Source organism: Amycolatopsis bartoniae, assembly GCF_014191255.1.
Lineage (GTDB): Bacteria > Actinomycetota > Actinomycetes > Mycobacteriales > Pseudonocardiaceae > Amycolatopsis_E > Amycolatopsis_E bartoniae.
In genome coordinates this window covers 155,249-180,706 of the sequence record NZ_JACHWH010000003.1, presented here as the reverse complement: position 1 = coordinate 180,706, position 25,458 = coordinate 155,249, and the positions used below count along the sequence as shown (strand labels likewise).

The window sequence follows — 25,458 nt, the reverse complement described above, 5'->3', positions numbered from 1 at the left end:
GTCGCGGCCCATGCCCGGCCGGACATGCGCACGCCGGTTCCCGGGTTACTGCTGTCCAGAGTGGACAGTTCCGAGCAGCACCATTCGCTGACCGAGCCACTGCTGGTGGTGATGGCGCAGGGCGGCAAGCGGCTCCTGCTCGGCGACCGGGTGTACGAGTACCGGGCGGGGCAGTGCCTCGTTGTCACCACGGATCTGCCGGTCACCGGGCACTTCCTCGACGCGAGTCCGCGGAAACCCGCGCTGGGACTGGGGTTGGTGCTCCGCCCGGCCGCGATCTCGGCGCTGTTGCCGGACGTGCCGCCCGCGCCACGGGCGGCCGGGGTGCCGGCGATGGGCACCTGCGACGCGGACGAGGACCTGCTCGACGCGGTGGCCCGGCTGGTGCGCCTGCTCGACCGCCCGGCGGACGTGCGGGTGCTCGCGCCGCTGCTGGAGCGCGAGATCCTGTGGCGGCTGCTGACCGGTCCGCTCGGGGGCGTGGTGCGGCAGATCGGGCTGGCCGAGAGCGGGCTGGGGCACGTGAACCGGGCGATCCGGTGGATCCGCGAGCACTACGCGGAGCCGCTGCGGATCGAGGACCTGGCGCGTCTGGCGGGGCTGAGCGCGTCCGCGTTCCACCGGCACTTCCGCGCGGTGACGGCGCTGAGCCCCCTGCAGTTCCAGAAACGCATCCGGCTGCAGGAGGCGCGCACCCTGCTGCTCGCCCGCCCCGGCGACGTGGCGGGCGTGGGCCACCTCGTGGGCTACGACAGCCCTTCGCAGTTCACCCGCGAGTACCGCCGGCTGTTCGGCGCTCCCCCGGGCCAGGACGCCGCCCGCCTGCGGGCCGACGCCGAGGCCGTGGGAGCGCCGTCGCTGCCCTGAGCCTCAGCTCGTCGTCTCCAGGTCCACGTCCACCGTCGCCGGCCGGCCTGCCGTCAGGCTCACCTGCTGGACGGTCGGCGTGTAGAGGCTCGTGACCACCGTGTACTCACCGGGCTCCGGGTAGGACAGCTCGTACCGGCCGTCCGCCTTGGTGACCGTCGTCGCGACGACCGTGCCCGCCGCGTCGGTGATCGTCACCGTGGCCTCCGCGATGCTGTCACCGTCCGGGCCGGTGACCGTGCCGCTCAGCAGCCCGTTCGCGTCCACGACCAGCTCCGCCACCGCCGGCTCCGCGCCGCCGACCACCACCGGCACCGCCCGCGGGCGGCGGTTCGGCGGCTGCGCCACGACGGTCGTCTCCCCCCTCGGCAACCCCGCGAGGTGGAAACCGCCGTCCTGGCCCGAAACCGTGCTGCCGAGCACCTCGCCCGCGGCCCCCGTCGCGGTCACGGTCGCCCCGCTCACCGGGCTCCCGTCGGCCGCGCGCACGAACCCCGTCACGACGCCGTCGCCGCTGAGCGCGAAGTCCCGCACCACACCGGAACCGTTGAGCGACACCCGCGCGACCTCCGCCTGGAACCCGCTCGCCGTGACGATCACCGTGTACGAGCCCGAAGGCAGCCCCGACACGGCGTAGCGCCCCTCGGCGTCCGCCCGGGCGCGACTGACCTGCCCGCCGTCCGGACGCGTCACCGTCACCACGCCGTGCGACAGGGCGGCACCGCCCTCGGTCCGCAGCTGCCCCGTCAGCTCCCCCGGCGACGGCACCCGAGAGGCAGCAGGCGCCGCGGGAGCGGCAGCCGCTTGTTTCCGGGCGGGCAGGAAGGCGGCGATCAGCAGCGCCACCACCGCGGCGGCCGCGCCGATCACCAGCACCACGCGGAAACCGCCCTGGGACGGCACGTTCACCGGGCCGAGCCTCGTCGTCAGGTGCGCGAGGATCACGCCCGCGACGGCGCTCGCCACCGACGTGCCGATCGAGCGCATCAGGGTGTTGAGGCTGTTGGCCGCGGCCGTCTCCGACACCGGCACCGCGCCCATCACCAGCGCGGGCAGCGCCCCGTAGGCGAACCCGATGCCCGCACCGATGACGCACGTGGCGATCAGCAGCTGCCAGACCGAGCCCATCATCACGGTCGACAGGACGTACCCGACGGCCACCACGAACGCGCCGATCATCAGCGTCACCTTCGGGCCCCTGGCCCGGGACACCTTCGCCGACAGTGGCGCCACCACCATCATCACCAGACCGTTCGGTGCCAGCACCAGACCGGCCGTGAGCATGGTCTGCCCGAGCCCGTAACCGGTCGCCTTCGGCAGCTGCAGCAGCTGCGGCACCACCAGCGACGTCGCGAACATCGCGAACCCGAACACCACGGACGCGATGTTGGTCAGCAGCACCTGGCGGCGCGCGGTGGTGCGCAGGTCCACCAGCGGCTGCCGGGTGCGCAGCTCCCACCAGCCCCACACCAGCAGCACGACGACGGCGACGGCGAACAGGCCCAACGTGCGGCCGCTGCCCCAGCCCCAGTCGGCGCCCTTGGAGATCCCCAGCAGCAGGGCCAGCAGCGCGACCGACATGCCGAGTGCGCCCGGCACGTCGAACCGGCCGCCGGTGCGCACGTGCGACTCCGGCACCAGCGACAGCACGAGCACGCCGGCGACCACGCCGAGGACGGCGGCGGTCCAGAACAGCACGTGCCAGTCGAAGTTGTCGGCGATCAGCGCGGCGGCGGGCAGGCCGAGCGCACCGCCGACGCCGAGCGAGGCGCTCATCAGCGCGATCGCGCTGCCGAGCCGTTCAGCGGGCAGCTCGTCGCGCATGATGCTGATGCCCAGCGGGATCACGCCGGAGGCCAGCCCCTGCAGCGTGCGGCCGGCGACCATGGGCCAGAGGCTGCTCGACAGCCCGCACAGCACCGAGCCCGCCACCAGCATCACGATGCTGAACAGCAGCATGCGGCGCTTGCCGTACATGTCGCCGAGCCGCCCGACGGTCGGCGTGGCGACGGCGGCGGCCAGCAGCGTGGCGGTGATCGCCCACGTCGCGTCCGACGGCGAGGCGTTGAGCAGCTTCGGCAGTTCGGGGACCAGCGGGATCACGAGGGTCTGCATCAGCGAGACCACGATCCCGCCGAAGGCGAGCACCGCGACGACGGCGTTGGGCCGCACGCCGGTGGCAGAGGAGGGGGTCATCAGGGGGCTCCCGTCTAAGTCAGTCAGCTGACTTAATTGGGAAGATACCGGTTCCCCCATTGCCCGCGCCACGGGGCCTCACAAAACGGACCTCAGTACCGTTAGAAACCCTCAGCCGCCCCGTTCCGCCGCGGGTCCGCACAGGACCGCAGCACCCCGCCCGAAAGCACCACGCCCTCGAAGTTGCCCGTCAGCGAATGCCACGGGCCGAGGTCCTTGAGCCACAACCCCCGCTCACCGCAGCGCCGCCGGAACTCGCGCTCCACCGCCGGGTCGAAGCCGTGCTCCAGGGTCACCCCCGGCAGCCAGCCCGCGGACGGCTCGTGCGGGCGCACCCCGAACCGCGGTGCCGCCACGGACTCCTCGATGGACAGGCCGAAGTCCACGAGGTTCACGAGGTTCTGCAGCACGCACGCGACCAGTGACACCGACGGCGAACCCGATGCGAGCACCGGAACCCCGTTCCGCAGCACCAGGTTCGGCGCGAGGTACACCGTCGCCCGCTCGCCCGGCCACGGCATGCCGCGTTGGAAGAACGAGCCGCCCCCGGAGAGCTGGCAGCCCTCGGCGAACAGCCCGTTCACCCACGGTGACGCCATGTGCGAGTGCGTGACCGAGGCGACGTTGCCCTGCTCGTCCACCACCGTCACGTGGATCGTTCCCGGCGAGGGGACCGCGGCCGGGGACGGCGCAGAGCCCAGCCGCTCCAGACGGCGGGCCGCGTAGTCCTTCGACAGCAACGCTTCCACGTCGGTGGCGGCCGTGCGAGGTGGGGCGTAGTAGACCTCGTTGTGCACGGCCACCAGCAGGTCCAGCGTGTCCACTGAGGACGGTCCCCACGACGGCAGGTCCGTCAGCTCCAGCAGGTTCAGCGCCTCGATCAGCTGGCAGCCCCCGTCGTCGGGCGGGGCGGACGCGACGATCTCCACGTCCCGGTAGGTGCCACGCAGCGGGGTGTGCCACCGGGCCTGGTACGCGGCGAAGTCCTCGCGGGTGAGCACCCCGCCGCCGCGGCGGCATTCGGCGCTGACCGCCCGCGCGAAGTCCCCGAGGTAGTAGTCCAGGTCCTCGTCCCGCAGCCGTTCCAGCGTGCGCGCCACCCGCTCCTGCCGCAGCGTCTCCCCCGGCCCGAGCAGGCTGCCACCGGGCAGGAACGCCTCCCGCCCCTGCTCGTGGCAGCCCAGCTCGGCGCGATGCGCGTACACCTCGCCGAACAGGTACGGGTGCACCGCGAACCCGTCCCGCGCCAGGAAGATCGCGTCCCGCAGCAACCGCGCCCGCGGCACGCCGCCGAACCGCTCGTGCGCGGCACGGAACGCCGGCCACCAGCCGGGCACCGGCACGCCCCGGCCGGTGGTGAGGTCGGCGCCGGTGAACCCCGGCAGTGGCGCGAGCGGCGCGGCGACGTTGCCGTTGAGGTAGCTCGCGCCGCCGGTGCCCGCGTCCCAGTACAGCAGCTCCAGGCCGCCGGTCAGCGCCGTCATGTGCGGCTCGACGACCAGCTGCGTGGCCGCCGCGGCGAGGGCCGCGTCGCACGCCGTGCCGCCTTCCCGCAGCACGTCGAGCCCGGAGCGGACGGCGAGCGGGTGCGAGGTGACGACCATCCCGCGCCGGGCCTCGACGGGCTCCTTCCGCCCGTAGGCGGCCCGGCGCGCGAGCTCGCCGGCGGTCCGCCGGTCCATCAGGACCCCGCCAGCGACTTGTTCCGCTGCTCGTCCACCGAGTGGGGCATCGCGAACAGCGCCACGAGGATCGACAGCACGCAGAACCCGGTCATGTACCAGCCGAACGTGGCGTTGGTGCCGGTCAGGTCGAACAGCCACACCGCGATCAGCCCGGCGGTCGAACCCAGTGCCGTGGTGCCGATGTTGTAGTTCAACGCGGACGCGCTGGCCCGCACCTCCGCCGGGAAGCTCATCACGTACGCGGTGGTGAGCGGGGCCCCGACGAAGTTGTTGATGAACGTGAACGCCACCACCGCGACCACGGCCAGCCAGAGCGAGCCCGAGCCGATGGCCAGGAACGTCGGCACGGTCAGCACCACGAAGAGCCCGTAGCCCACGACGAGCGGGATCTTCGCCCCGACCCGGTCGGCGAGCTTACCGCCCCAGATCGCGGGCACCGGCCCGATCGCGTAGGTCAGCAGCGACGCCAGCAGCGCGTTGTTCTCCGCGAACCCGGCCTTGACCATCGCCGTGACGAAGTACGCCTGGATGACGAACGAGCCCACCCGCTGCCCGGCGCCGAGCCCGATCGCCCGCAGCATCACGCCCCAGTGCTCCCGCACGGCCGTGCGGAACGGCGTCTGCTTGACCTTGCCCTCGTCGGCGAGCGCGGCCATCTCCCGGAACTGCGGCGTTTCCTCCACGTGCCGCCGGATGTAGATGCCGACCAGCGCCATCGGCACGGCCAGCAGGAACGGGATCCGCCAGCCCCAGTCGTCGAACGCCTCCGCCGGCAGCACCGCGATGACCACATAGGACACCAGCGTCGCCAGCAGCGGGCCGATCGAGGTGGACGCCACGCTCAGCCCGGCGAGGTAGTTGCGCCGGTTGCCGTGCTCGTGCTCGAAGATGAAGTTGGCCGCCGTGGTGTACTCGACGCTCGCGCCGACGCCCTGCAACAGCCGGCACAGCAGCAGGATCACCGGTGCCGCGATGCCGATCGCGGCGTAGGTGGGCAGCACGCCGATCCCGGCGGTCCCGGCGCTCATCACCGCGATCGTCAGCAGCAGCACGAACCGGCGGCCGCGCAGGTCGGCCAGCGGGCCCAGCACCATGGCCGCCACCGGCCGCAGCGCGTACGACAGCACGAGCCCCGCGTAGGTCGACAGCAGCGCGGCGGTGGCGTCCCCGGCGGGGAAGAACTGGTGGGAGATGACGACCGCCAGCGTGCCGTAGAGGCCGAAGTCGTAGTACTCGACGACGTTGCCGAGCATCGCGGACAGCAGGACCCGGCGGCGCGTGCGCAGGTCCGTGGCGGGTGGTTCGGGCAGCTCGGTCTCCCGGATGTCGTGGTCGGTCAACGGTTCTCCTCGGAGTCAGCGGGGTCAGTGCCGGAAGCGTTCCGGGCGGAAGGGGTCGAGCATCGGGTGGCGGGTGCCGGTGCGGATCTCGCCGGCCAGCAGCTCCCCGGCGATGAGGCCGAGCGTGGCGCCGGAGTGGGTGAAGGCGACGAAACACCCCGGCACCTCGGCGAGCTCGCCGAACACCGGTTCGCCGTCGCCGGGCACGGGTTTGCGGCCGAGCTTCCACGACGCGGCGGTCAGCTCCACGTCCCCGTCCAGCAGGGCGGACGCCTCGGCGGTCAGTTCCTTGACCACGGACTCGTCGATGGTGCAGGTGCCGTCGGGTGCCTCGGCGATCCGGTCGGTGTACCAGTCCTGGTCCATCGCGATCGTGTGCCCGGGGTTGGGGCGCAGGCAGACCCGCGGGGTGTTCAGCACGGCGGACAGCGCAGTCCCGGCCGGTTCGGTGACCACCAGCATCGACAGCGGCGACGAGTCCGGAATGGACACTCCTAGTTCGCCCACCACCGCGGGAGTCGCCGCGCCGCAGGCCACGACGACGGCGCCGGCCTCGAACCGCTCGCCACTCGCGGTGACGACTCCCGTCGCCACTCCCCCGGCGGTGGTCACGCTCGCCTTGCCCGCACCGGTCACGATCCGGCCGCCGAGCCGGGTGAACTCCGCGGCCAGGTGCTCGATCAGGTGCGGCAGAGAAACCCAGCCCTCACCGGGATTGTGCACGGCCACGTCCGGAACCGCCGCGGGGTCGAGGGCCGGCTCCGCCTCGGCGGGCGGCACCAGCTTCGAGTCGTACCCGTGGGCGGTCTCGGCGCGGTGCCGTTGCTCCATCGCGTTCCGGTCGGCCGACCAGTGCAGGGCGCCGTCGAACCGCAGCCACTCGCGGGTGGGATCGGCCGCGAACAGCGTGCGGTAGCGGTCGATCCCGGTGACGCGCAGCGCGTGGTAAGCCGCCGAGCGCGAGCCCGCGGAGTTCAGCCACGACAGCGAACGCCCGGAGGCGCCGTCCGCCAGCTCGCCCTCGGTCACCAGCACCACCGGAACGCCGTCGCGCCGCAGGTGCGTGGCCGTGGAGACGCCGAGAATCCCGCCGCCCACCACCACGACGTGCTTGCCTTCGCTCATCGGGAAAGCTCCCCCTCCTCCGTGTCGGTCCGGGCGTGCGCCCGTTCGAGAATTCGCAGGACGTCCACCGCGTCGGCCGGGTCCACCGGCGGCTCACCCTCGCCCGCGAGCGCGGGCGCCAGGAGCCGGTAGAACTCGCCGTAGTCGCCGCGTTCCGGCTCGACCGGCCGCGTGTCGCCGCGGACGCCGAGCGTGCCCCAGTTTTCCCTTGGCTCCACGCCGAAACCGTCGTCGCCCGGCCGGGCTCCGGCCGCCAGCGCGGACTCCTGCGGGTCCAGGCCCCACTTCGTGTACCCGGCCTTCGAGCCGAGCACGTGGAACCGCGGCGCGGGCAGGGCGGCGAGCCCGGACATGGACAGCCGCGAGCGCGTGCCGTTCGCGTGGCCCAGCACGACGAGCGCGTCGTCCTCGGCTTCGCCGGGACCGAGGCGCGCGAGGTCCGCCCACACCCGCTCCACCGGGCCGAACAGCTGCACGGCCTGGTCGACCAGGTGGGTGCCGAGGTCGAACAGGATGCCGCCGCCCTCGGCCGCCGTCGTGCGGGCCTTCCAGTCGCGCGGGCCCTGCGGCTTCCACCACTCGAACCGCGACTCGAACGTGTGCACCTCGCCCAGCTCGCCGCTGTCGACGAGTTTCCGTACCGTCCGGAAGTCGCCGTCCCAGCGGCGGTTCTGGAACACCGTCAGCACGCGGCCCGCGCGGCGGGCGTGCTCGACGAGCGCCGTGCCCTGTTCGCTGGAGGGCACGAACGGCTTGTCCACCACCACGTGCAGCCCGGCGTCGAGGGCGGCGGTGGCCAGTTTCGCGTGGGTGCCCGGCGGCGTACCGAGGACCACCAGGTCGATCTCCGCCGCCCGGTCGAACAGCTCGGCTGGTCCGGAAAGGACAGTCGCGTTCGGATACTTCTCCGCGGCCTGCTTCGCGCGGCCGGGGTTGCCGGTGACGATGAAGTCGAGCGAGTAGGCGGCGTCGTGCTCCAGGAACGGGGCGTGGAAGACCCGCCCGGACACGCCGAACCCGGCCACCGCGGCGCGGATCACGACTCCACCCCGTACACCTCGCGGGCCCGCTCGGCGGAGATGCGGCCCTCGGCCACATCCCGCCGCACCCGCTCGGCGTCCCGTTCGGACGGTGGCCCGTAACCACCCGCGCCCGCGGTCAGCACCGACACGCGGTCGCCCGGCTGGAGCCTGGTGTAGCCGTGCTCGATCGGTTGCGCCCCCTTGGAAAGCTCCATTCCGGCCCGCTCCCCCGGCTCACCGCCGAACAACCCCCACGGGCGCGAGCGCTGCCGTGAGGTGTCGAGCCAGAAGTGCACGTCGGCCTCCTCCACGCGCACGGTGCGCCGGATGCCCATGCCGCCACGCGTGCGCCCGTCGCCCCCGGAGCCGTCGATGAGCGCGTACTCCTCGACCACCAGCGGGTACTCGGTCTCCAGCGCCTCCACCGGCAGGTTGCTGGTGTTGGTCATGTGCACCTGCACGCCGTCCATGCCGTCCTTGCCCAGCCGCGCACCGCAGCCGCCACCGATCGTCTCCAGGTAGACGAAGTAGCGGCCGGTCCGGCTGTCCACACCGGAGAAGTGCACGCCGGTGTTCGCGCCGTTGCTCGCGGCGGTGACCGTCTCGGGGACCGCGGCGGCGAGCGCGCCGTGGATCAGGTCGACCACGCGCTGGCAGGTCTCGCTGCGGCCGTTGACGGCTGCGGGTTCGACGCAGTTGAGCACCGAGGCCCGCGGGGCGTTGATCGTGACCGGCCGGTGCAACCCCGCGTTGGGCACGATGTCGGGGTCAACCAGCGTCTTGAGCGAGTAGTAGACGGCCGCGTGCAGGGCGGTCCAGACCACGTTCACGCTCGCGCGGACCTGGGGTGGCGCGGTGAAGTCGAAGACGGCCTCGTCCCCGGTGACCGTCACGGTCACCCCGAGATCGAGCTCCTCGTCCAGTTCCGGGCAGTCGAAGCGGTCCGTGAACGCGTACGTGCCGTCCGGCACCTTGGCGATCGCGGCGCGGGTGCGCCGCTCGGTGTAGTCCAGCAGCGCCTCGCTCGCGGCGACCAGCGTGTCCCGACCGTAACGCCCGGCCAGCTCGGTGAACCGGGTGACGGCGAGCCGGTTCGCGGCGATCTGCGCCCGCAGGTCGGCGCGGCGCTCGTGCGGCACCTGGCAGTTGAGCAGGATCAGCTCGAACAGGTCGGTCTGCAGCTCGCCCCGGCGCATCAGCCGCACCGGCGGGATGCGCAGGCCCTCCTGGAAGATGTGCGCGTGCCCGCGGTCGCCGAAGTCGGCGTGGTGCGCCAGGTTCGCGACCCACGCGGTGATCTCGCCGGCGGTGAACACCGGCGAGACCAGCACGATGTCCGGCAGGTGCGAGCCGCCGCCGGTGAACGGGTCGTTGCCGATGAACGTGTCGCCCTCGTCGATCGTGCCCGCCGGGTAGCGGCGTGTGATCTCGTCGACGATGCCCATCAGCGAGCCCAGGTGCAGCGGCGAGCCGCCCTCGTCCTGCGCGAGCATCCGGCCGCACGCGTCGAACACCGACGCGGTGCAGTCGCGGCGCTCCTTGATGTTGGTGGAGTACGCGGCGCGCACCAGCGTCTCACCCATTTCCTCCACAATGGACGACAGCGCCGAGCCGATCACCTCCACCAGCACGGGATCCTGCATCGGGTTTCCTCCTGCGTCGTTCATTCGCCCACCGCCACGATCAGGTTGCGCAGCTCGTCGACCACGGCCACGTCCCCGGGCAGCAGCAGGGTGGTGGTGTCCATCTGCTCGACGACCGCCGGGCCTTCGATCCGGTGCCCCGGCGCGAGCAGCCGCCGGTCGTACACCGGGCATTCGGTGAAGCCGTCGCTTTCGGGCAGGTAGACCTCTCGCGTGGCGCGGACGGCCGCGCTCGCGTCGGCGTCGCCGAGCGGCGTGCGGTGCAGCTCGGCCCGCGCGACCTCGCCGACCGCCCGCAGCCGGAACGTGACCACCTGGACCTCGTCCTCGGCCGTGGAGTAGCCGTAGAGCCGCTCGTGCTCGGCCGCGAACCGCTTGGTCAGCTGGGTGATCGTGTCGGCGGTGACCTCCCCTTCGGGCACCGGCACGGGCAGCTCGTAGTTCTGGCCCGCGTACCGCATTTCGGCCCACCGCTCGGTGCGGCGGTGCTCCGCGGGCACGCCCTCCCCGGCCAGCCACGCCGTCGCCGACTCCGCCAGCTCGGCGAACACCTCCGCCACCACGGACTCCTCCGGCGCGGTGAGGTGGGTCCGCAGGAAGTCCGCGCGGATGTCGGTCATCAGCAGCCCGGCGGCGCACTGCGCGCCGGGGGTTTCGGGCACCAGCACCGTTTTCATGCCCAGCTCCCGCGCGAGCCGGACGGCGTGCAGCGGGCCCGCTCCGCCGAAGGGCACCAGCACGTAGTCGCGCGGGTCGTAGCCGCGCTGCACGGAGATGACCCGGATCGCGCGGGCCATGTTCGCGGTGACGACGCGGATGACGCCCTGCGCGGCTTCGAGCACGTCCATCCCGAGTGGACCGGCCACAGTGGACACCGCGGTCCGCGCGGCCTCGGCGTCGATCTTCATCTGCCCGTCCAGCAGGTACTCGGGGTTGAGCACCCGCAGCACCACGTTCGCGTCGGTGACGGTGGGTTCGGTGCCGCGGCCGTAGCAGGCCGGACCGGGGTCAGCCCCTGCGCTGCCCGGGCCGACCTTGAGCGCGCCGCCCGCGTCGATCCACGCGATCGAACCGCCGCCGGCGCCGACGGTGTGGATGTCGAGCATCGGCGCCCGCACGGGCCTGCCGTCGATCTCCGTGCCGTTGGCCGCCTTCGGCACGCCGTCCTGCACGAGGGAGACGTCCGACGACGTGCCGCCCACGTCGAACGTGATGACGTCCGGAAATCCCGCGGCGCGGGCGATCTCGGCCGCGCCGACCACGCCCGTGCTCGGGCCGGACAGCACCATGCGCGACGGCATCCGCTCGGCGGCCTCGAACGGGATGATGCCGCCGTTGGACTGGGTCACGTGCGGCGTCGCCCGCAGGCCGAGCTCGGCCAGCCTCGTCCGCAGCCGCGCGAGGTAGCGCGCCACGACCGGTCCGATGTAGGCGTTGACGACCACTGTGGACAGTCGCTCGTACTCGCGGAACTCGGGCAGCACGGCGGAGGACACCGAGACGTGCACGCCGGGCAGCTCCTCGGCGAGGATCCGCTCCACCGCCCGCTCGTGCCCGGGGTGCACGAAGCTGTAGAGGAAGCAGACGGCGACCGACTCGACGCCCTGCTCCCGCAGCCGGCGGGCCAGCGCGCGAACCTCGTCCTCGTCGAGCGCGCGCTCGACCCGGCCGTCGTGCCTCACGCGCTCGGCCACCTCCAGCCTGCGGTCGCGCGGCACCAGCGCGGCGGGCTTGTCGGCCTGCAGGTCGTACAGCGACGGCCGCCGGCCACGGCCCAGCTCCAGCAGGTCGCGGAACCCGGCCGTGGTGAGCAGGCCGGTGCGCGCCCCGCGCCCGGTGAGCAGCGCGTTCGTGCCCACCGTGGTGCCGTGGGCGAAGTAGCCGACCTCGCCGAGGTCGCGCCCGCCCATCTCGTCGAGCAGCTGCGAAACCCCCGTCACGATGGCGCGGCCGGGGTCGTCGGGCGTGCTGGCGACCTTGCGCACGAAGAAGCGGCCGGTCTGCTCGTCCAGGGCGCAGACGTCGGTGAACGTGCCACCGGTGTCGACACCGATCCGAAGTGTCATGTGCTGGGCCTCGCTCCAGGAATGAGAACCTTCTCAGTAGCTGTTGGATGAGAAGGTTCTCAGCCGGTAGTACTCTCGGTCAAGACCTGGGCCGTAAAAGGCCCGTGACCGAGGAGGCTGCCGGGTGAGCACGCACGGTGCGTCGCTGATCGACGTGGCGCGGGCGGCGGGCGTGTCCACCGCGACCGCGGGGCGCGCGCTCGGCGGTTACGGGCAGGTCAGCGACCGCACCCGGGAGCGCGTGCTCGCCGCCGCGGCCGAGCTCGGGTACCGCACCAACGGGCTGGCGCGCAGCATGGTCACCGGTTCGACGCAGACGATCGGCGTGGTGGTCACCGATGTCGCGAACCCGTTCTTCGCCACCGCGCTGCGGGGCATCACGGACGTGACCTCGCCCGCGGGCTTCGAGGTGCTGCTCGCCAACACGGGCGGCACGCGGGAGGCCGAGCAGCGCGCGGTCACCGTGATGTCGGAGAAACGCGTGGACGGGATGATCGTCGCCGCGGCGCAGCCCGGCGACGGGGCGCACCTCAAGCACGCCATGGACGTCGGCGTGCCCGTCGTGCTGCTCGACCGGCAGGTCACCGGGGTGCCCGACGCCGACACCATCACGATCGACAACGAGCACGCGGCCGCGGAGGCGGTGGCGCACCTGCTGGAGCTGGGGCACCGGCGGATCGGCGTGATCACGGAGGCGGGCGACCAGCTCGCGCGCGTCCGCTCGGGCAGCCGCCGTCGCGGCCTCTTTCCCAGCGCCGTCCGGCTTCGCGGGTACGTGCGGGCCCTGCAGGCGGCGGGCATCGAGATCGACGAGCGGCTGGTGGCCCCGGCGCGCTACGAGCGGGAATCCGCTTACGACGCCATGACTTCATTGCTCGATTCGGCGGTACCACCGACGGCCGTGCTGTGCACCGACAACGTGCTCGCGTCCGGCGCCTACCGCGCGGCGCAGGACAGGGGGTTGTCGATGCCGGCGGACCTGTCGCTGGTCGGGTTCGACGACGAGCCGTGGACCACGTTGGTGCGCCCGGAACTGACGATCGTGGAGCAGCCGACGTACGACCTCGGGGCCCGCGCGGGCAGGCAGCTGCTCGACCGCCTGGCCGGGTCGGCGAACCGTTCGCCGCAGCACGTGCAGCTGAAGGCGAAGCTCGTCGTCCGCGAATCGACGGCACGCTATCCTGCTTCCCCTCAGGAGGACCTAGCCCGCGAGGAGCGGAAGTGACCAGCAACGCCGAACACGCGCCGGAAGCACCCAGACAGGTCGACCTGGACAAGCCGAGCTCCGCGCGGATCTACGACTGGTACCTCGGCGGTACCACCAACTACGTGGTGGACCAGATCTTCGGGGAGAAGGCGGACCGGCAGTTCCCGCTGATCAAACCGCTGGCGATGTCCAACCGGCAGTGGCTGGGCCGCGTCGTGCGGGCCGCGCTGGACGCGGGGATCCGGCAGTTCCTCGACCTCGGTTCCGGCGTGCCGACGGTGGGGAACGTGCACGAGATCGTGCGCGAGCACGCGCCGGGTGAGGAAGCGCGGGTGGTGTACGTCGACTACGAGCCCGTCGCGGTGGCGCACTCGGAGATCATCCTGGACCGGCAGGGCATCACGAAGTGGGCGGGCGTTGTGCGCGCGGACCTGCGTGACCCGGAGGACATCTTCGCCAGCCCCGTCACGCGGAAGCTGATCGACTTCTCGAAGCCGGTGTGCGTGCTGATGGTGTCGGTGCTGCACTTCGTGGGCGGCGGGGACGACGTGCCGGGCATCGTCGCGCGCTACCGCCGCAAGCTCGCGCCCGGCAGCTGGTGGGCGGCGAGCCACATCACCACCGACGACGCCCCGGCCGAGGGCGCCGCGCAGATCAGTGCGCTGGCGGAGTCCTACCGCAACACGCAGAACCCGGCGTGGCTGCGGGACCGGGCGGAGTTCGAGTCCTGGTTCGACGGGATGGACCTCGTCCCGCCCGGGATCGTCCACCTGACGGACTGGCGCCCCGACGCGGTGGAGACGCTGTTCCCGAAGCTGAAGGCTGAGTCGGTGCGCCCGTTCTACTGGGCCGGGGTCGGCCAGGTGCGGGAGTAGGGCTCGCTCGCCGCCTCGGCCGCGAGCTTCCGCGGCCGAGGCGCACCCGGCAAGGTGACCGAGCGCCGGTCTCAGACCCGCTCGGCCCCCGCCCGGCCCGCTTCGATCACGGTCGCGGACGACGCTGGTTCCGGTGGTTGGCCGGCAGCGGAAGAGCCGGTTTCCGGGCGGTGGAGGCTCGGGAAGGGAACGGCCCGCGAGCCGATCGGGCAAGGCATGCGTCCGCGCTGTTAGGCTTCCCGCGATGCCGCCCCGTTCCCGCCTCTCCCCCGAACGAGAGGACGAGATCCTCGCCGTCGCCTTCGAGCTCATGATGGAGCAGGGCTTCGACCGCGTGACGGTCGACGCGGTGGCCGCCCGGTCCGGTGCCTCCAAGGCGACGCTCTACCGCCGCTGGGCCAGCAAACCCGAGCTGCTCGTCGCCGCCGTGCGGCGGCGCATCCCGGTCCCGTTCGAACTGCCCGAGCACGGCGACTTCCGCGAGGACGTGCTGTTCGGCCTGCGGCTCGTCAAGCGCTGGCTCGACGACAACCTCGCGGCGCTGCAGTTCCTCGTCGAGGCCAGCCGCCGGGACGAGGCGCTGTCGGAGGAGATGCAGCGCCAGATCGCGGGTCCACACGACAGCATGTGGCTGGGCCTGGCCGACCGCTGGCGCGGCGGCGCCGGCATCCGCCCCGGTGCCGACCTGGCCTGGCTCCACCCGCTGTGCGAAGGCATCATGACCAACCAGCTCCTGCCGCAGCAGGAGCCGCTCACCGACGAGTACCTCGTGCGTTTCGTCGACGAGGTCGTCGTGCCCCTGTTCACCCAGCCCTGACCTGCGCTTTCAGCGGATTCTCAGCAGGCGCTTGCCAACTAAGAGTACGAAACAGTACCGTTTCTCTTAGGTGAGCCTAACAGGAAAGGCGGCGGCCATGTCCCTGCTGCCCCAGCGCCAGGCACCCGCCACCCGGCGGCTGCTGCGCGCGGAGGTCGTGCGCAACGAGCGCACGTCGGAGCACTTCGTCACGATCACGCTGGGCGAGCCGGAACTGGCCGGTTTCCCACCACCCGGGCGCGACCAGTCCGGCGCCCGGCAGCTGATCGCGGCCGACGAGAGCGGGGTTCCCGCGGCGCTGGCGGTCCTGGAGTCCGCGCCCGCGGACCTGGTGGTGACGGTGTTCCTCGAAGTCCCCGCGAAATCCGACGTCCGCGAGGTCGGCGCACCGTCCGGAGTGGACGTTCAGTGGCTGGTTCGCGAGAACGGCGCCCGGCCGGGTCAGCCGGCCCTCGCCGAGCTCACGCACGCCGCGCTGCCGGCTCCGGACTACGCGTGGATCGCGGGCGAGAGCGGGCTGGTGACGGGCGCCCGCCGGTTCCTCAACCGGGAACGCGGCGTGCCGAAGTCCGCCATCGCCTTCGTCGGCTACTGGCGGCGCGGCTGGTCGGCGCCCGGCTGAAAACCCCTGTACGGAAAGGAAAACATCCATGATCACGGAACTCGACACCATCGTGCGGCAGCTGAGGTGGGAGGCCGCCGGCGTGGTGTCGGTCGAACTGGCCGACCCCCGCGGCGGGCCGCTGCCGCCGTGGCGGCCCGGCGCGCACATCGAACTCGTGCTGCCCACGGGAATCGCGCGGCAGTACTCGCTCTGCGGTTCACCGGAAGACCGCTCGTGCTACCGCATCGGCGTGCTGCGCGAGCGCGCCAGCCGGGGCGGTTCGGAGTACGTGCACGCGTTCCTGCGGCCCGGCCAGCCGGTGCGGGTGCGGGCGCCGCGGGACAACTTCGGGTTCTCCCGCGCGGCCGCGCACCTGTTCGTCGCGGGCGGCATCGGGATCACGCCGATCCTGCCGATGGTGCACCAGGCCGCCGAGTGGGGCGTGCCGTGGCACCTGCTGTACGGCGGGCGGCGCGCCGCGTCGATGGCGTTCCTCGACGAGCTGCGGCCCTACGGCGACCACGTGTCGGTGTACCCGGAGGACGAGGCCGGGCTGATCCCGCTCGACGAGTGGCTCGGGCAGCCGCGCGAGGACACCGACGTCTACGCCTGCGGTCCGGAGCCGCTGCTCACCGCGGTCGAAAAGGCGTGCGCGCACTGGCGTCCCGGCGCGCTGCACCTCGAACGCTTCCGGCCCCGGCCGAAGCCGCCCCGGCCGGACACCGCGGTGGAGGTGGTGTGCGCCCGCTCGAACCGCACCGTCACCGTGCCGCCGGACCGCAGCATCCTCGGCGCGCTGCAGGACGCCGGGTTGCCCGTGGCCGGATCGTGCCGTGAAGGCGTGTGCGGCACGTGCGAAACCCGTGTTCTGGAAGGGGTTCCCGAACACCGTGACGACATTCTGTCCGAACAGGACAGAGCCGCCGGGGACCGGATGTACCTCTGCGTGTCCCGGGCCGTCAGTCCCCGTCTCGTGCTCGACGTCTGAGAGGAGCAGTCATCGTGAGCACCGCCGCCGACCGTTACCAGCCGATCGACCTGACGCGCGTGCGCGAGGTCATCGGTCACCCGATGCCGTTCATCGCGGAGAAGAAGTCGTCCTACCTGGGTGAGTTCGCCACCCGGTTCATCGCGCACAGCACGTTCTTCGTGGTGTCGACCTGCGACGAGAACGGGCAGCTGGACTGCAGCCCGCGGGGTGACCCGCCGGGTTCGGTGCGGGTGCTCGATCCGTGGACGCTGGCCGTGCCCGACCGGCCGGGCAACAAGCTCGCCGACTCGTTCGAGAACCTCAGCCGGAACCCGGCGGTGGGTTTGATGTTCCTCGTGCCGGGCCTGCGCGAGGCGGTGCGTGTGAACGGGGACGCGTTCGTCACCGACGACCCGGAGCTGCTGGGCATGCTGAGCGCGGAGGGTAAACCGGCCGTGCTGGCGACGGTTGTCCGGGTGCGTGAGGTGTTCTCGCAGTGCGGCAAGGCGGTGGTCCGGGCGAAGCTGTGGGAGGGCGACCAGCGAGGCCTCGCGGAGGCAGTCACCCTCGGCGGCGACCTCGGGTCCCTGATGGTCGCCGAGAGCGCCGCGAAGATGGCCGGCACGCTCGGCGACCACCTCGGCGAAATCGGCGCGATGCTGGAGCACTCCTACCGGCACGAGCTGTACTGAAAGCGCTTACCAGCGGTCGGTGGCGAGGGCGAGCAGGCCCTCCCCGGGGTTCCCTGCTGGTTCGGGATCGCGGTGGCGGCGCCACCTCCTGGCCTGAGAAAGCGCTTACAAGGGCGCCGCGCCGCGAGAAAGCGCTTCCAGGGCAGCCCGGAGGCGCGGAAAGCGCTTACCCAACCCCACCGGCAGCAGGAGCGCCGCGGGACGGCGCCCCACTGCGCCACCACGCCACGGCACCCCCAGACGGAACCGGCCCGGCGCCACCGCGCCGGGCCGGTTCCACACCGCGGGGATCACGCCGTCGCGTGGCCCACCTCCACGTCGCGCGACACCAGCCGTCCGGGGCGGACCGCCAGCGGTGCGCTCACCGGGGCGAAGCCGGACGTCACGAGGGTGTAGTCGCCCGCCGGGACGTCCGGGAAGCGGTAGCGGCCCTCCTCGTCCGAGTACGTCGTCGCGACCACCTCGCCCGCCACGTCGAGCAGGGTCACCTGCGCCTCCGGCACGGGGCGCCCGCGGCCCGTCCGCACCACGCCCGCCAGCTCCGCGGCGCTGTCCAGCTCCACGTCGTGCACCGCCTCCTCGCCGTCCACAGTGGACACGGCGGCAGCGGTGGGCCGGTGGGCGGGCGCGGCCACGGTCAGGGTGTACGTACCGCCCGGCAGGTCCTCCACGTGGTACCAGCCGTCGCCACCGGTGACCACCGACGCGACGACCTCGCCCCGGAAGTCGGTCAGCACCAGCGTGGCCCCGCCGACCGGCTGCCCACCCCGCGAGCGGACCACGCCACCGAGCCCGCCGGCCCCGGTCATCTTGACGTCCCGGCGCACCGCCTGCCCGTTGACCGTGATCCCCGTGGCGCTCGGCTGGTACCGCCCCGCCGACGCGATCAGCACGTAGCTGCTGTTCGGCGCCGCGGTCAGCTCGTACCGGCCGTCCTCGCCGCTCACCGCGCGGGCCACCTGCTGCCCCGTCGCGTCGGTCAGGGTCAGCGCGGCACCGGCGAGCGGGCGACCCGACGGCGTGCTCACCACACCGGAGATCCCCGTGCCCGCCACCGCCGGAGCGCCCTCGGTCAGGTCGATGCTGCGCCGCAGCGGCACTTCCTTGATGAACAGCACCGCGAGCAGCGTCACCACCGCGATGATGGCACCGGCGAAGAACACCGAACCGATGCTGTCGCCGTACGCCGCGCGCACGATGCTCTGGATCGGCTCGGGCAGCGCGCCAACGTTCAGGCTGCCGCCACTGCTCTGTGTCCCGCCGCTGATCCCCAGCCCGGCCAGTGCGCTCGACACGTGGTCGCTCACCTTCGCCGCCAGCAGGGCGCCCAGCGCGGAGACACCGGCCGCACCACCGAGCGAGCGGAAGAACGTGACAACCGAGGACGACGAGCCCATGTCCTTCATCGCCACGGTGTTCTGCACGACGAGCACGAGGTTCTGCATGAGCGCGCCGACGCCGAGGCCCAGCAGCGCCAGGTAGCAGCCCATCAGCACGAGGTTCGTGTCGTGGTCGACCGTGCTGAGCAGGAACAGGCTCGCCACCAGCAGCACCGCGCCGCCGACCATCCACGACTTCGTCCGGCCGGTGCGGGAGATGACCTGTCCGGCGATGGTCGAGGACAGGAACAGCCCGAGCATCATCGGGACCGTCATGAGCCCGGCGTGCGTGGGCGAGTAGCCGCGGGCGAGCTGGTAGTACTGCCCGAGGAACACCGCGCCGCCGAACATCGCCGTGCCGACGGCGAGGCTGCCGAGCACCGCGAGCGTGAACGTCCGCCCGCGAAACAGCCGCAGCGGCACCACGGGATTGCTCACGCGGGACTCGACGAACACCGCCAGCGCCAGCGCCGCCACGCCGCCCAGGACGTACAGCAGGCTCGACACCGACCACCACGCGAAGCTGCCGCCCGCGAGCGAAACCCAGATCAGCAGCAGCGAGACACCGCCGACGAGCAGGGTCGCGCCCAGCCAGTCGATCTTCACCTGCTGCTTGACGACGGGCAGGTGCAACGTCTTGCCCAGCACGATGAACGCGAGCACCGCGATCGGCACCGTGATCCAGAAGCACCAGCGCCAGCCCAGCGGCGAGTCCACGATCAGGCCGCCCAGCAGCGGGCCGGAGACGGTCCCGAGCGCGAAGACGGCGCCGATGTAACCGCTGTAGCGGCCGCGGTCGCGGGGCGAGATCATCGCCGCGATCACGACCTGCACCAGCGCCTGCAGGCCGCCGAGGCCCAGCCCCTGCACCGCGCGGAACGCGATCAGCTCGGGCATGGACTGCGAGATGCCGCCGAGCACCGAGCCGGCCGTGTAGATCACGATCGCCAGCTGGTAGAGCATCTTCTTGCTGAACAGGTCCGACAGTTTGCCCCAGATCGGGGTGCTCGCCGTCGAGGCCAGGAGGGTGGCGGTGACCACCCACGTGTACTGGCTCTGGGAACCGTTCAGGTCGGCCAGGATCGTCGGCAGCGCGTTCGACACGATCGTGGACGACAGGACGGCGACCAGCAGGGCCAGGAGCAGACCGGAGAACGCTCTCGCGATCTGGCGGGGCGTCATCTGCTCGGCTTGTGCCGCGGAACTCATCGGGCTCACTTCCTTTGCTCCCCCGCCTGCGGCGGGCAGACGGCCGGCACGAGCGCGTCGCGCAGACCCTGGTTCATCAGCGTCAACCGGGTGGTGAGGGACTCCAGCTCGTCCTCGGTCCAGTCGCCCAGCGCGCGGCCCACGTACTCGAGGTACTGGTCGCGCCAGCGCTCCAGCTGGGCACGGCCGGCGGCCGAGATGCGCACCAGGCTGGCCCGCCCGTCCTCCGGCGCGGGACGGCGCTCGACCAGCCCGGCGGCCGCGAGCTGCGCGATCTGCCTGCTGATCACCGAGACGTCGACCATCTTGCGCTTCGCGAGGTCCGACGGGCGGCACTCGCCGTGGCGGCCCAGCTCCGACAGCACTGTCACGGCCGCCGGGTGCAGGGACGTGCCCGCGTGCTGCCAGGACTGGGTGAGCCACGCGTGCTGCAGCTGCGCGGCGGTGCGGAGCTCCCGCATCAGCGCGACGGCCTTGTCGCCGCTGTCCCCCACCTTCACCACCTCCAGTTGGTTGCCACATACAACTATAGCGCGCTAGTTGCATGTGGCAACCAAGTGGGTGGTGACTTGTCCCACTTGACCGGTCGGCGAGGAACGTGGCGAGGTGAGAGGGCTGGGAAGTGCCGGGGCGCCGAGGGTGAGGTGCCGGGCGGCGAGATGCCGGGAAGCGGCGGGGTGCCCAGCGGCAGCGTGGCGGGCGGACGCGGCGGGCGGGCGCGGACGACGGCAGCGGTGAACGGTCGCGGCAGGCGGCGGCCGGTGGTGGCGGCAGTGGCAGCGCGCGGCGCGGCGGCAGTGGTGGCGAGGCGGCCGCGACGACGGCAGCGGCGGCGGCCGGTGATGGCGGCGGCCGGTGATGGCGGCCGGTGATGGCAGGCAGGGGCGCGGACAGCGGTGGCAATGCGTCAGTGCGGCGGCGGCCTACGCGGATGGTCGGCGGCGAGCGGCGGCGCAGGCGGGCGCGACAGCGGTCAGCGCACAGCAAGCGGCAGGCAGCAGCCACGCGAACACCGTCACGAGCCCCGCCCCTCCGCCCAAAAGAAAAACGCCGTTCCGGCGGCGGGGCGCGCACCCCGGCCGCCGGAACGGCGTGTTTTCAGCGGGCCCCGAAACCGGGGTCGGTGAGGGTGATGCGGCCGGTCTCGAGGTGGCCCGCGAGGCGGCGGACCGTGCTGCCCGCGGTGACCGACACGTCGTACCAGCCCTCCGCCGTGCGCACGACGTGCACGACCCGGGCGCCCGGCCGCAGGCGGTACTCCGCGTCACGTGCGGGGCCGTAACCGGGCGCCACCGCGACCGTCACGGACACCGCGTCCTTGCCGCCGTTGGTCAGGACCAGTCCGAGGTCCTGCCCGGCCGCGCGGGCGGTCACCTCGACGCCACTCCCCTGCCCCGCGAACCGGCGGAAGAAGCCGTTCGGGCCGTGGACGGTGTAGTCGTACGCGCCCGTCACGTCCCAGGCCGCCGACAGCCGCCCGCCCGCGCCCACCGTGTAGCTGCGCGGGCCCGCGCCAGGGGAGGTCACGTAGAAGCACGCCCCCGCCTTGCCGTTGTTCGCGAAGTCCACCGTGAACCGCCCGCCGGAGAGCTTGCCGTCGGCCGCCAGGTCGTACGGCAGCGGCAGCGCGGGCCTGCGCCCCGCCTCCTGCCGGGGCAGGGCCGGGGTTCCGGGCGGCGTCGGCACGTAGTCCGGGTGCCGGTCGCGGTCCGGCGGCTCGTACGCCGCCGTCGAGGGCAGGGGCGGGACCACCGTCTCCCGGCGGGAGAAGTCGAACGCCGACGTCAAATCACCGGTCACCGAACGGCGCCACGTCGAGATGTTCGGCTCACGCACGCCGAAGCGGCGCTCCAGGAACCGGATGATCGACGTGTGGTCGAAGACCTCCGAGCACACGCGGCCGCCCTTGCTCCACGGCGACACGACGAGCATCGGCACCCGCTGCCCGAGCCCGTACGGCACCCCGTTCAGGATCTCGAACTGCGTGTCCACTGTGGACGCACCTTGGTCGGCGGACGCGGGCGGGTACGGCGGGACGACGTGGTCGAAGAACCCGTCGTTCTCGTCGTAGGTGATGAACAACGCCGTCTTGCTCCACACCTCGGGCGAGGCGGTGAGCGCGTCGAGGACCTGCGAGACGTACCAGGCGCCGTAGTTCGCGGGCCAGTTCGGGTGCTCGGTGAACGCCTCCGGCGCCACGACCCACGACACCTGCGGCAGCCGCCCGCCCTTGACGTCGGCCTTCAGCACGTCGAAGAAGCCGTCGCCGTTCTTGGCGTCCGTACCGGTGCGCGCCTTGTCGTACAACGGGTTTCCCGGTTGCGCTTTGCGGTACTGGTCGAAGTACAGCAGCGAGTTGTCGCCGTAGTTGCCGCGGTAGGCGTCGGGGATCCAGCCCCACGAACCGGCGGCGTCGAGCCCGTCCCCGACGTCCTGGTAGATCTTCCACGACACCCCGGCCTGCTCCAGCCGCTCGGGGTAGGTCGTCCAGCTGTAGCCGGCCTCGTCGTTGCCGATGACCGGGCCGCCGCCCTTGCCGTCGTTGCCCGTGTAGCCGGTCCACAGGTAGTACCGGTTGGGGTCCGTGGACCCCATGAACGAGCAGTGGTAGGCGTCGCAGATGGTGAACGTGTCGGCGAGCGCGTAGTGGAACGGGATGTCCTCGCGCGTCAGGTACGCCATGGTGGTGCTCGACTTCGCGGGCACCCACTGGTCGTAGCGCCCGTCGTGCCAGGCGGCGTGCGTGTCGTTCCAGCCGTGCGGCAGGTCCTGGACGAACTGCAGGCCGAGGTCCTTGACCTGCGGCCGGAACGGCAGGATGTCGCGCTGGCCGTCCGACTGGTACCAGACCGGCTTGCCGCTGGGGAGCGTCACCGGCCGCGGGTCGCCGAAGCCGCGGACTCCGCGCAGCGAACCGAAGTAGTGGTCGAAGGACCGGTTCTCCTGCATCAGCACGACGACGTGTTCGACGTCGCGCAGCGTGCCGGTGCGGAAGTTCGCCGGGATGGCGGCAGCGCGGGCGATGCTGTCCGTGAGCATCGTCGCGGCCGCGGTACCGCCGGCCACCTGGAGGAACCGGCGGCGGTTGAGGTCGGTCATGCGGACAGTCTCGTCAGCGCTCCGGGCGGAAAACAAGACCACCCGGCGAAGGTTCGGCGAACTCTTGGCATCGCCCGCGGCGGCGAGACCGGCCGAACCGAGCAGATCGGGCACTCCGGGCGCAGCCCACGTGACGCACCGCGGCCGCCGGGTCCACAGTGGACACCGGCAGCCGCGGCCTTCGCCTCACGTGTACCAGGTCGGCTCCGGCAGCTGGCCGAGCAGCGCGTAGGCCCCGACCTCGCGCCGCTTGTAGGCCACCGGGTCGTGCAGCGAGTGCGTGCGCAGGTTGCGCCAGAACAGGTCCAGCCCGTACTTCGTGGCACTGGCCCGCGCACCGGTCAGCTCGAAGATCCGCGTGCCGATCTCCAGCCCGGTGTCGATCACCCGCTGCTTCGCCGCCGCGATCCGCACCGCCACCTCGCCGCGCGCCTCGGGCGTCAGCTCCTCGCGCGGCGCGTGCAGCACCTGCGAGATCTCCGCGCCCACCTTGTCGGTGAGCGCCTCCGCCGCCCACAGCTTGGCCTGCAGGTCCCCGTAGCCGTCGAGGATGTACCACTCCTCGCCCGCCGACTCCTTGTTGTCCCCGCCGTAGGGCCAGGCCCGGGTGTTGTCCCGCGTGTACGCCAGCGCCGTGTCGAGCGCGCCCTGGGCGATGCCGAGGTAGAAGTTCGTGAACACCAGCTGGATGGTGGGCACGTTGAGCGTGTTGTACGTCAGCGGCCGGAACTTCTTGTCGACGTACCCGGCCGCGCTGGACCAGGGCACCCGCACGTCGTTGATGGTCACGCTCCCGGACTCGGTGAGCCGCTGCCCGATGTTGTCCCAGTCGTCGTGGAAGACGATGCCCTCCTGCTTCGACGGGACGATGGCGAAGACGTGGTCCCCGGTGCCTTCGAGCACGCCCTCCAGCACGGTCAGGTCGGACACCTTGCTGCCGGTGGAGAACGACTTGTGCCCTCGGTAGACCAGTTCGTCGCCGTCCTCGGTGATGGTCAGGTCCGAGTCCCGCGGGTTGACCGCGCCGCCGAAGAACAGCTTGTCCCGCGTGTACAGCTCCTCAACGACGGCGATCTGCTCGTCGGTCGCGACGAGGCGCGCCGCCCACGCCCACAGGTAGTGGTAGCCCAGCAGCTGCCCGATCGACCCGTCGCCGCGGGCGACCTCGCGGATCACGCGGTACGCGGTCTCCCACGTCTGCCCGCCGCCGCCGTGCTCGACGGGCCCGAGCAGCGTGACCAGCCCGCTGTCCTTGAGCAGCTGGACCTCCTGGTAGGGCGTCTCGTTCGCCCGGTCGCGCTCGACGGCGTCCACGGCGAGCTTCGCCGCGACCTCCCGCGCGGTGCGGATCCAGTCCTCGGTGGTGGTCATGACAGGCTCCCAATCGGCTCGGGGGTGGCGGAGCTGCGGTCCAGCTCCTGTTCCTTCTCACGGATCACCGGCAGCACGTGCCTGCCGAAGTACTCGACGTCTTCCAGGTAGTGCAGGAAACCCAGCAGCAGCAGGTTCGCGCCGCGGCGCTTGTACTCGATCGCGCGGTCGGCGATCTGCTCGGGTGTACCGATCAGGCCAGTGCGGAACCCGTCGTTGTACTGCACCAGGTCCTGGAACTCCGAATCGGCCCACATGCCCTTCTTGTCCGAAGTGGACCTTCCCGCCTGCTGGACGGCGCCGCGGAACCCTTCGACGGCCTCGGTGTCGGCCTTCTCCACGATCTCCCGCAGCACGTCCTTCGCCTCGCGCTCGGATTCGCGGGCGATGACGAACCCGTTCAGTCCGAACCGGACGGTCCGTCCGTTCTCCGCGGCGTAGCCCCGCACCTCCTCGACCTGCTCGGTGAACCCGTCGAAGTCCTTGCCGTTGCTGAAGTACCAGTCGGACACGCGCCCGGCGAGCTTGCGCGCCGCGGTGGAGTTGCCGCCCTGGAAGATCTCGGGATGCGGACGGCCGGGCCCGGTTTCCGGTTTGGGCTTGATGTCGAAGTCGTGGATGCGGTAGAAGTCCCCGCGGAACTCGGCGGAGTCGCTGGTCCACAGTTCCCGCAGCACGCGGATGAACTCCTCGGAACGGCGGTAGCGTTCGTCGTGTTCGAGCCACGGTTCGCCCAGGTTCGTGAACTCGTCCTTGAACCAGCCGCTCACCACGTTCACCGCGGCACGGCCGCCGGAGAGCACGTCGGCGCTCGCGACGAACTTCGCGAGCACACCCGGATGCCACAGTCCGGGGTGGATCGCCGCGATGACCTTGAGCCGTTGCGTCGCCAGCAGGAGCGCGAGGCTGAAGCCGGTGGACTCGTGCTGGTAGGCGGCGCCGTAGCTGGCGGTGTAGCGGACCTGCGTGAGGGCGTACTCGAAACCGTTGCGCTCGGCGAGGACGGCGAGTTCCTTGTTGTACTCGTAACCCCAGTCGGTGCGTTGTTCGATCTTGCTCGTGACGAGCCCGCCACTCACGTTCGGGACCCAGTAGGCGAATTTCAGCGGTTCTCGGGAAAGGGATTGGTTGTCGGCCACGGAAAGGAGTAGAGCAACGACGCCGAATGGCGGTCAAAGTCGTCCACGATCTGAAATCCAGGCGGGACAGTGGCCGCCGCCCGCGGCAGAACTTTCGTCGGAAGTTCACCCGGCACGGCTTGATCAGGGCAAAATCCGCCGCCGATGATGGG

Annotated in this window: 20 protein-coding genes; 8 read left to right on the top strand and 12 right to left on the bottom strand. The window is 71.9% G+C overall.

What is annotated here, in order from left to right; translation table 11 throughout:
• The first annotated feature begins 24 nt into the window (after positions 1–24).
• Positions 25–867, top strand: a complete 843-nt coding sequence (locus tag FHX82_RS17475) for an AraC family transcriptional regulator (RefSeq protein WP_145933038.1) — start codon at positions 25–27, stop codon at positions 865–867.
• Positions 868–870: 3 nt separating this feature from the next.
• Here FHX82_RS17475 and FHX82_RS17470 read toward each other — a convergent pair whose 3' ends face one another.
• From FHX82_RS17470 to FHX82_RS17440, 7 genes are all read right to left on the bottom strand, one after another.
• Complete coding sequence (locus FHX82_RS17470) at positions 871–3,063, bottom strand: MFS transporter (protein WP_145932955.1); 2,193 nt, start codon at positions 3,061–3,063, stop codon at positions 871–873.
• A gap of 101 nt (positions 3,064–3,164) precedes the next feature.
• Positions 3,165–4,745 carry a gamma-glutamyltransferase gene (locus FHX82_RS17465; RefSeq protein ID WP_145932956.1) on the bottom strand — a complete coding sequence of 527 codons (1,581 nt, stop codon included), beginning with the start codon at positions 4,743–4,745 and terminating at the stop codon, positions 3,165–3,167.
• Complete coding sequence (locus FHX82_RS17460) at positions 4,745–6,088, bottom strand: MFS transporter (RefSeq protein ID WP_145932957.1); 1,344 nt, start codon at positions 6,086–6,088, stop codon at positions 4,745–4,747. The genes FHX82_RS17465 and FHX82_RS17460 overlap by 1 nt, the downstream gene beginning before the upstream one ends.
• Positions 6,089–6,112: 24 nt before the next feature.
• Complete coding sequence (locus FHX82_RS17455) at positions 6,113–7,213, bottom strand: NAD(P)/FAD-dependent oxidoreductase (RefSeq protein WP_145932958.1); 1,101 nt, start codon at positions 7,211–7,213, stop codon at positions 6,113–6,115.
• A complete protein-coding gene (locus FHX82_RS17450) occupies positions 7,210–8,253 on the bottom strand; it encodes a Gfo/Idh/MocA family protein (protein ID WP_145932959.1) in 1,044 nt (347 codons plus the stop codon). The genes FHX82_RS17455 and FHX82_RS17450 overlap by 4 nt, the downstream gene beginning before the upstream one ends.
• On the bottom strand, positions 8,250–9,878 hold the full coding sequence (locus tag FHX82_RS17445; RefSeq protein WP_229881090.1) for a hydantoinase B/oxoprolinase family protein: 1,629 nt from the start codon (positions 9,876–9,878) through the stop codon (positions 8,250–8,252). The genes FHX82_RS17450 and FHX82_RS17445 overlap by 4 nt, the downstream gene beginning before the upstream one ends.
• Before the next feature lie 20 nt (positions 9,879–9,898).
• On the bottom strand, positions 9,899–11,944 hold the full coding sequence (locus FHX82_RS17440) for a hydantoinase/oxoprolinase family protein (RefSeq protein ID WP_145932961.1): 2,046 nt from the start codon (positions 11,942–11,944) through the stop codon (positions 9,899–9,901).
• Positions 11,945–12,068: 124 nt separating this feature from the next.
• Here FHX82_RS17440 and FHX82_RS17435 point away from each other — a divergent pair, with 124 nt between their 5' ends.
• The 6 genes from FHX82_RS17435 (at position 12,069) to FHX82_RS17410 (ending at position 17,109) form a co-directional block, all read left to right on the top strand.
• The gene (locus tag FHX82_RS17435; RefSeq protein ID WP_145932962.1) at positions 12,069–13,169 is read left to right on the top strand and encodes a LacI family DNA-binding transcriptional regulator; all 1,101 of its coding nucleotides are present in this window, start codon (positions 12,069–12,071) and stop codon (positions 13,167–13,169) included.
• On the top strand, positions 13,166–14,026 hold the full coding sequence (locus FHX82_RS17430; protein WP_145932963.1) for an SAM-dependent methyltransferase: 861 nt from the start codon (positions 13,166–13,168) through the stop codon (positions 14,024–14,026). The genes FHX82_RS17435 and FHX82_RS17430 overlap by 4 nt, the downstream gene beginning before the upstream one ends.
• A gap of 244 nt (positions 14,027–14,270) precedes the next feature.
• Positions 14,271–14,843, top strand: coding sequence for a TetR/AcrR family transcriptional regulator (locus tag FHX82_RS17425; RefSeq protein ID WP_145932964.1), 573 nt, complete (start codon positions 14,271–14,273; stop codon positions 14,841–14,843).
• Between the two features lie 97 nt (positions 14,844–14,940).
• Positions 14,941–15,465, top strand: coding sequence for a siderophore-interacting protein (locus tag FHX82_RS17420; RefSeq protein ID WP_145932965.1), 525 nt, complete (start codon positions 14,941–14,943; stop codon positions 15,463–15,465).
• Positions 15,466–15,493: 28 nt separating this feature from the next.
• Positions 15,494–16,435 (top strand): PDR/VanB family oxidoreductase, encoded by a 942-nt coding sequence (locus FHX82_RS17415; RefSeq protein ID WP_145932966.1) that lies wholly within the window; start codon positions 15,494–15,496, stop codon positions 16,433–16,435.
• A gap of 14 nt (positions 16,436–16,449) precedes the next feature.
• The gene (locus tag FHX82_RS17410) at positions 16,450–17,109 is read left to right on the top strand and encodes an MSMEG_1061 family FMN-dependent PPOX-type flavoprotein (RefSeq protein WP_145932967.1); all 660 of its coding nucleotides are present in this window, start codon (positions 16,450–16,452) and stop codon (positions 17,107–17,109) included.
• Between the two features lie 290 nt (positions 17,110–17,399).
• Here FHX82_RS17410 and FHX82_RS17405 read toward each other — a convergent pair whose 3' ends face one another.
• Positions 17,400–19,697: an MFS transporter gene (locus tag FHX82_RS17405; protein ID WP_145932968.1), complete on the bottom strand. Its 2,298-nt coding sequence runs from the start codon at positions 19,695–19,697 to the stop codon at positions 17,400–17,402.
• A gap of 5 nt (positions 19,698–19,702) precedes the next feature.
• Complete coding sequence (locus tag FHX82_RS17400; protein WP_229881093.1) at positions 19,703–20,191, bottom strand: MarR family winged helix-turn-helix transcriptional regulator; 489 nt, start codon at positions 20,189–20,191, stop codon at positions 19,703–19,705.
• Positions 20,192–20,356: 165 nt separating this feature from the next.
• On the opposite strand from FHX82_RS17400, the gene FHX82_RS17395 reads away from it, so the two are divergent.
• Positions 20,357–20,569, top strand: coding sequence for a hypothetical protein (locus tag FHX82_RS17395; RefSeq protein WP_145932969.1), 213 nt, complete (start codon positions 20,357–20,359; stop codon positions 20,567–20,569).
• Positions 20,570–20,795: 226 nt separating this feature from the next.
• On the opposite strand, the gene FHX82_RS17390 is transcribed toward FHX82_RS17395, so the two are convergent.
• The 3 genes from FHX82_RS17390 to sfnG all read right to left on the bottom strand — a co-directional run bounded on the left by FHX82_RS17390 (position 20,796) and on the right by sfnG (position 25,306).
• Complete coding sequence (locus tag FHX82_RS17390) at positions 20,796–22,796, bottom strand: phosphocholine-specific phospholipase C (RefSeq protein ID WP_145932970.1); 2,001 nt, start codon at positions 22,794–22,796, stop codon at positions 20,796–20,798.
• Between the two features lie 186 nt (positions 22,797–22,982).
• The gene (locus FHX82_RS17385) at positions 22,983–24,167 is read right to left on the bottom strand and encodes an acyl-CoA dehydrogenase family protein (protein ID WP_145932971.1); all 1,185 of its coding nucleotides are present in this window, start codon (positions 24,165–24,167) and stop codon (positions 22,983–22,985) included.
• A complete protein-coding gene (sfnG, locus tag FHX82_RS17380) occupies positions 24,164–25,306 on the bottom strand; it encodes a dimethylsulfone monooxygenase SfnG (RefSeq protein WP_145932972.1) in 1,143 nt (380 codons plus the stop codon). Before sfnG ends, FHX82_RS17385 begins: the two co-directional genes overlap by 4 nt.
• Positions 25,307–25,458: the final 152 nt, after the last annotated feature.